The sequence below is a fragment of the Mycobacterium scrofulaceum genome, from assembly GCF_002086735.1.
Classification (GTDB): domain Bacteria; phylum Actinomycetota; class Actinomycetes; order Mycobacteriales; family Mycobacteriaceae; genus Mycobacterium; species Mycobacterium scrofulaceum.
The window spans coordinates 1-6,450 of record NZ_MVIJ01000104.1; the positions used below are offsets into that span (position 1 = coordinate 1).

The 6,450-nt window shown below is 66.8% G+C and carries 7 protein-coding genes and 1 tRNA gene; 2 read left to right on the plus strand and 6 right to left on the minus strand.

Annotated features, from left to right (window positions below):
- Positions 1–551: 551 nt before the first annotated feature.
- The 4 genes from BST44_RS28565 to pgm form a co-directional block, all read right to left on the minus strand.
- Positions 552–1,184 (minus strand): site-specific integrase, encoded by a 633-nt coding sequence (locus BST44_RS28565; protein WP_083180014.1) that lies wholly within the window; start codon positions 1,182–1,184, stop codon positions 552–554.
- Between the two features lie 172 nt (positions 1,185–1,356).
- Positions 1,357–1,429 (minus strand) — tRNA-Ala (locus BST44_RS28570).
- Positions 1,430–1,482: 53 nt separating this feature from the next.
- On the minus strand, positions 1,483–2,691 hold the full coding sequence (locus BST44_RS28575) for an MFS transporter (RefSeq protein ID WP_142274732.1): 1,209 nt from the start codon (positions 2,689–2,691) through the stop codon (positions 1,483–1,485).
- Between the two features lie 53 nt (positions 2,692–2,744).
- Entirely contained in the window at positions 2,745–4,373 is a 1,629-nt protein-coding gene (gene pgm / locus BST44_RS28580; protein WP_083180016.1) for a phosphoglucomutase (alpha-D-glucose-1,6-bisphosphate-dependent), read from the minus strand.
- 139 nt (positions 4,374–4,512) lie between these two features.
- Here pgm and crcB (BST44_RS28585) point away from each other — a divergent pair, with 139 nt between their 5' ends.
- Positions 4,513–4,908, plus strand: coding sequence for a fluoride efflux transporter CrcB (crcB, locus tag BST44_RS28585; RefSeq protein ID WP_083180017.1), 396 nt, complete (start codon positions 4,513–4,515; stop codon positions 4,906–4,908).
- On the plus strand, positions 4,905–5,288 hold the full coding sequence (gene crcB / locus BST44_RS28590) for a fluoride efflux transporter CrcB (RefSeq protein ID WP_083180018.1): 384 nt from the start codon (positions 4,905–4,907) through the stop codon (positions 5,286–5,288). The genes crcB (BST44_RS28585) and crcB (BST44_RS28590) overlap by 4 nt, the downstream gene beginning before the upstream one ends.
- A 2-nt stretch (positions 5,289–5,290) precedes the next feature.
- Here crcB (BST44_RS28590) and BST44_RS28595 read toward each other — a convergent pair whose 3' ends face one another.
- Both BST44_RS28595 and BST44_RS28600 read right to left on the minus strand, forming a co-directional pair.
- The gene (locus BST44_RS28595) at positions 5,291–5,908 is read right to left on the minus strand and encodes a GNAT family N-acetyltransferase (RefSeq protein ID WP_083180019.1); all 618 of its coding nucleotides are present in this window, start codon (positions 5,906–5,908) and stop codon (positions 5,291–5,293) included.
- A gap of 82 nt (positions 5,909–5,990) precedes the next feature.
- A complete protein-coding gene (locus BST44_RS28600; RefSeq protein ID WP_439330762.1) occupies positions 5,991–6,341 on the minus strand; it encodes a DUF488 domain-containing protein in 351 nt (116 codons plus the stop codon).
- Positions 6,342–6,450 lie beyond the last annotated feature (109 nt).

Below are 6,450 nucleotides of genomic sequence, written 5' to 3' on the forward strand. Positions count from 1 at the left end.
ACCCACCCACCCTATTCACCATCAGCGCCGGTCAGGCCAGGGCCGAACTATGCCAAGACGATTGCCCTTGTGGCGGTCACATTGTTGACGGCCGTCGCATCGGTGGTCCTGGTTATTGAGATCCAGCTCCATAATTCGTCGAGCAGCACTCACGACGCTAGTGATGAGGTGGCTACGTCTGCGGCAGTTACTGCCGTGTGCCAATCGGGTTCTTACTCCTATGTGCATGGACGGGACGCACCGAATTTCATAGGCGCTACTGATATAGCGCACTGCACCGGCAAATTACCGTGGACCACCGAATCTCCCGTTATTGCTGGTGAAGAGTACGGTCCGATCTGGATCGTTCAGTTCCGATCGCTCGACCCGGCGCTTCGTGAAGCGCAGCGAGAAGGCTTGGCGGGTGCTACGGCGATAGTTCCCCTAGGTAGTGATCTGAGGAGCGTGCTCTTCTTCGCCCCGGCCGATTGGAGCGGGATGTCTTTGCGGCCCTTGGCTCAACTTGAATTCCCGATTACGCCTGCCCAAAGGGTAATCTGCAGGTCAGGGGGTCAGGTAGTGACCGGATTCTCCTTGGCGGACATCCTCTTCGGTGTGAGGGCCTTGCCGACCACATCTGCCACCACCCGCGACGACCTCCTGTCCAGATGCCCGTAGCGGTCAACCGTTGTCAGAATGCTTTCGTGGCCCATATGGCGCTGGATCACTGGCAGCGGGACACCGGCCTGGATCAGCCAACTGGCGTTGGTGTGCCTCAGGTCATGCACCCTGGGCTTCTTGGTTAAGCCCGCTTCCTTGGCTCGGACCAACGCGGGTACCCACACGTTGGGGTTGAAGTTGTGAGCCCGGACAGGTCCTGTATCCCCACGCCGACCCCGACCCGAGTTGGTAAAGACCCACTCCCCCGTCAGATCCAGCTTGGACAGCGTGGAAGCCGCGACGTCGATGGCTCTGACACTCCGGCGGGTCTTGGGTGGTCCCAGCTGGTAACCCTCACCGGACACATATCGCCAAGCCCGCCGGATACCGGCGGTGCCCTCAGTCAGGTTGATGTCAGCAGGCCTCAGCGCGCTGGCTTCACCCCACCGGCAGCCGCTGGCGACCAGGAACTCAACCAGTGCTCGCCATGGCTCGGTGACTGCCTCCAGCAGGATCGTGAACTCGTCGTGGGTGAGGAACACCATCTCGGCGGGTTCGTCGCGGCGCAGTTTGTTGCCGTCACACGGACAGAGCCGTCCTTGCGTTCCCGCTCTCGAATCGACGCCACGGGGCGCAGCGTACGCCTAATCTTGACGGAGACATTGACGTACATTTCGTGTTGCGTAGATTTACGCCTCTGAACTGCGGATATGTGAGTGGAGCTAAGGGGACTCGAACCCCTGACCCCCACACTGCCAGTGTGGTGCGCTACCAGCTGCGCCATAGCCCCAAGTCGTGCTCATCGAAGTTACACCACTGCCAACAGGCGTTCAAAGTCGCAGCTCAAGCCGCCTCGCCGTCCACCTCGGGTTCCGCCAGGCCGTGCTCCGGATGAATCAGGGTCCGCGTTTCCGGCGCCAGCACCCACCCGGCAGCGGCGACCACCAGGACAACCCCGCTGATGCCGAAGCCCCAGCCGAAGCTCAGCTTCTCGGCGGCCCAGCCGACCGTCACCGAGCCGACGATGGCACCCAGGTCCGACAGCATCTGCACCGCCGCCACCGGAAGGCCCGCGCGCGCCTCGTTGCCGAGGATGTCCGCCACCGCGGCCTGCATCGGCGACATGAAAATGCCTGTGGTGGCTCCGGATACGGCCGCGGCGACCATGAACGCGGGCAACGTCGACACGACCCCCAGTGCGGCGGTCGCCACGCCGGACGTCGCCAGGCCGATGATCAACAGCGCGCGCCTGCCCATCCGGTCGGACAGGTAACCGCTGGGGACTACGGCCAGGGCGTTACCGGCCGCGAACGCCGCGAGGGCCACGCCGATCATGCCGACGCTTTCCCCCATCACGTCGGAGAGAAACAGCGGCACCAGCGCGACGCGTAGACCGAACGCCGCCCATCCGGTCGCGAAATTGGCCAGCAGCGCCGCCCAATACGCGCGGAAACGCAGCGCTTGGCGCATCGTCACCGTCGACCGCGTGGGCGGCGGGGGCGCGGCCAGCTCCGAATGCCGCAGGCCGTAGAACAGCACCACGCAGACGCCCAGCATCGCGACGCCGTACACGATGAACGGCGCGGTCAGCCCCCACCCCGCCGTCAGGCCGCCGATCGCGGGTCCGCCGACCGCGCCCACCATGAACGACGTGGTGAACAGCCCCGCAATCCGGCCGCGCGCGTCGGGCGGGCTGATATGGATCATCAACCCCAGCGCCGAGACATAAAACATCGTCGAGCCGATGCCGCTGATGGCCCGGAAGGCCAACAGTTGCCAATAGGCCTGCGAATACGCGCACGCGATGGTGGACAACGCCACGATCAGCAAACCACCGATGTAAATCCGCCGCTCGCCCAACCGCTGCACCAGCGCGCCGCTGACCGGTGCGAAACACAACCGGCTCAACGAAAAGACGGTGACCAGATAAGTCACCGCCTTGATGCTGACCCCGAAGGTATGAGCGAACGCGGGCATCGCCGGCGAGATGACGCCGTAGCCCAGCGCGACCATGACATTGGCCCAGCTGAGGATCCAGACTTCGCGCGGCAGCGGGGCGGAACGGGACCTGCATTCCCCCGAACGGGCAAGGCGGAGGGAAATGGTCACCCGATGACTTTATTAACCACCTCGCGCGCGGCTTCCTGCACCTCCGCCAAATGCTCGGGTCCGTTGAAAGATTCCGCGTAAATCTTGTAGACGTCTTCGGTCCCCGACGGCCGCGCGGCAAACCACGCGTTGGCGGTCGTCACCTTCAATCCACCCAGCGCGGCGCCGTTTCCGGGCGCGGCGGTGAGTTTCGCGGTGATCGGTTCGCCGGCCACCTCGGTCGCGGTCACCTGCTCGGGCGAGAGTTTGGCCAGCCGCGCCTTTTGGTCACGATCGGCGGGCGCGTCGACGCGCGCGTAGCACGGGGTGCCGTACTCGGCCGTCAGTTCCCGGTAGCGCTGCGACGGGGTCGCCCCGGTGACGGCCACGATCTCCGAGGCCAGCAGCGCCAGGATGATGCCGTCCTTGTCCGTGGTCCACACCGAGCCGTCACGCCGCAGGAACGACGCCCCCGCGGACTCCTCGCCGCCGAAACCGATGGTTCCGCCGATCAGGCCGTCGACGAACCACTTGAATCCGACGGGCACCTCGACGAGCTTGCGGCCGATGCCGGCGACCACCCGGTCGATGATCGACGAGCTGACCGCGGTCTTGCCCACGGCGATGCCGTCCGGCCAGGACGGCCGGTGTGTGTAGAGGTAGTCGATGGCTACCGCCAGGTAGTGGTTCGGGTTGAGCAGCCCGCCGTCGGGGGTGACGATGCCGTGCCGGTCGGAGTCCGCGTCGTTGCCGGTGGCGATCTGGTAGCGCTCTCGGTTCGCAATCAGCGAGGCCATCGCGTCGGGCGAACTGCAGTCCATCCGGATCTTGCCGTCGTGATCCAGCGTCATGAACCGCCAGGTCGCGTCGACCAGCGGGTTGACCACGGTCAGTTCGAGACCGTGCCGCTGGGCGATCTCGCCCCAGTAGTCGACGCTCGCCCCGCCCAACGGGTCGGCGCCGATCCGCACCCCGGCCGCGCGGATCGCCTCGACGTCGACCACGTTCGGCAGGTCGTCGACGTAGTTGCCGAGGTAGTCGTGGCGTTGGACGGTCCGCAGCGCCCGGGCCAGCGGCACCCGCTTCACCGGGGAGCCGTCGCGCAGAATTTCGTTGGCGCGCTTGGCGATCGCGTTCGTCGCGTCGGTGTCGGCCGGTCCCCCGTTGGGCGGGTTGTACTTGAAGCCGCCGTCCGCCGGCGGGTTGTGCGACGGCGTGACGACGATCCCGTCGGCCAGCGCTTCGGTGCGACCGCGGTTGTAGGCGAGGATGGCGTGGCTGACCGCGGGCGTGGGCGTGTAGCGGTCGCGCGAGTCGATCATCGTGACGACGTCGTGGGCGCCGAGCACCTCCAGCGCCGACACCCACGCCGGTTCCGAAAGACCGTGCGTGTCACGGCCGATGAACAACGGCCCGGTCGTGCCGTGGGCGGCGCGGTATTCGACGATGGCTTGGGTGATGGCCAGGATGTGGGCCTCGTTGAACGCCCCGACCAGTGCCGACCCGCGGTGGCCCGATGTGCCGAACACCACCTGCTGGGCGACGTCGTCGGGATCGGGCTGAATCGAGTAGTAGGCGGTCACCAGGTGAGGCAGATCGACAAGGTCTTCGGGCTGGGCCGGTTGACCGGCGCGGGGGTGGGCCATGCTTATCAATTCTGCCTGTGGTCAACCCCTCCCACCCCCCGGGCACGTTCCTGACTTCTCAGGTACTTCCCGGGTTCACCCTCTGGTCAGCCTTCCCCTTAGGCTGCTATCGACCGGCGCACACCGAAGGGGCTCACTCGTGGCACACGATTATCGGGAATTGGCGGCGATTTTCGCCGGTGGGGCGCTCGGTACGTTGGGCCGCGCCGCCTTCGACGCCGTTGTCGACCGCGACCCGCACCACTGGCCCTGGCCGACGTTCACCGTCAACATCGTCGGCGCCTTCCTGGTGGGTTACTTCACCACCCGACTCCTGGAGCGGTTGCCGCTGTCGAGTTACCGGCGCCCGCTGCTGGGCACCGGACTGTGCGGTGGGTTGACCACCTTCTCGACGATGCAAGTCGAGACGCTGAAGATGGTCGAGCACGGTCATTGGGTCCTCGCCGGGAGCTACACCGTCGTCACCATCGTGGGCGGCCTGCTGGCCGTGCATCTGGCCACCAAAATGGTGCGCCGGGTCAGGGTGCGCGGATGACGGCCTCCGTAGTCACGACTGCCCTCGTCTGGGGCGGCGTGGTCGTCCTCGGCGGGGTCGGGTCCGTGCTGCGGTTCATGGTCGACCGCGCGGTGGGCAGCCGGACAGCCCGGGCCTTTCCGTTCGGCACGTTGGCGGTGAACGTCAGTGGCGCAGCGCTTCTCGGCTTTCTCGGGGGCCTGGCGTTGAACAAGCACGCGGCGCTGTTGGCCGGCACCGCGTTCGTCGGCGCGTACACCACGTTCTCCACCTGGATGCTGGAAACGCAGCGCCTCGGCGAGGAACGCCAGGTACGGGTGGCGGTCGCCAACCTGATCGTCAGCGTCATGCTCGGCGAAGCGGCGGCGCTGCTCGGACTGAAGCTCGCCGAGCAGCTCTGATTTCAGCTTCCGGGAACGTCGTCGGGCGTGCGGGGCAGCACGTAGAGCGCCATCCGGCGGTTCGCCATGTCGTGCTCGCCGAGGAAGACGCACCCGCCCCGCTCGCAGAACGTGCGCGCCAAGACGTTTCGGTGGTCCGGATCGAACATGATGCGCCGGCATCGCGGGTCGAGCCCGAAGATGCCGCCCACCAGATGCGGCAGCAGGTAACTGACGTGCCCCCGCTTGATGTAATCCAGGTCGGCCACGGCGACATGCAGGCCCAGATCGTGGGGATGGTGGTCGTAGCACCTCGCGATGGAATCCTTTGCCGCCCGGTATAACTCGATGTACGCACGGGGAACCGCATCGAGGGTGGCGACGAAGGGCCGGGAGAACCCGCCTTCGAGTTGCGCCGCGAGGTAGCGACGCCACCGCGCGGCCGGCCAGGCGGACTCCCACGCCTCGACCAGGTGCGGCCGGTTCATCCACTCGGCGATCATCTCGGCATCGCCGCCGGGGTCGGCCAGCCGTAACCCGTACGGCTCGGGCAGCCCCGGTATCGGCGGCGGCGGGACGGCGCGCACCTCGTCGGGCAGGTCGGTCAACTCCCGCGGCAGTATGGGGCCGGCCTCGCTCATCGGGCCGCCGTGCTCCGTTGCCCGCCCGCCCACGGCGTGGCTGCGTGCGATCCGACCCGCATCGCACGATGGTCTCACGGGTTCAGCGGCCTTTCAGGAGCTTCGCGAGGACGGCGGCCTGGCTGATGTCGACGGCGCGGGTGGCGGTGACCAGGGTGACGACGCCGCGTTTGGCCAGCTCGCGCACCTCCTCCAGCGCCGGGCTGCCGCGGAGTTCCGCCTGATAGCGCGAAGCGAAATCGTCGAACCGTTCGGGCCGGTGTTGGTACCACTCGCGGAGGTCCTTCGACGGGGCGATGTCCTTGCGCCAGATCCCCACCCGTGGGTCGTCCTTGCGTATCCCTCGGGGCCAGACCCGGTCGACCAGCACGCGCTGGCCGTCGTCGGGAGTGACGTCGTCGTAGACCCGCGCCACTCGGATCCTGGCGCTCACCCTTGCCAGCGTAGGCGTCGGACCCGTGTCGGCCTGTTGCCTCACGTCAAGATGCGCGCGAAGGCGGATTCGTTGCCTCACGTAAACGTGCGCGCTTGTTGACTTGAGC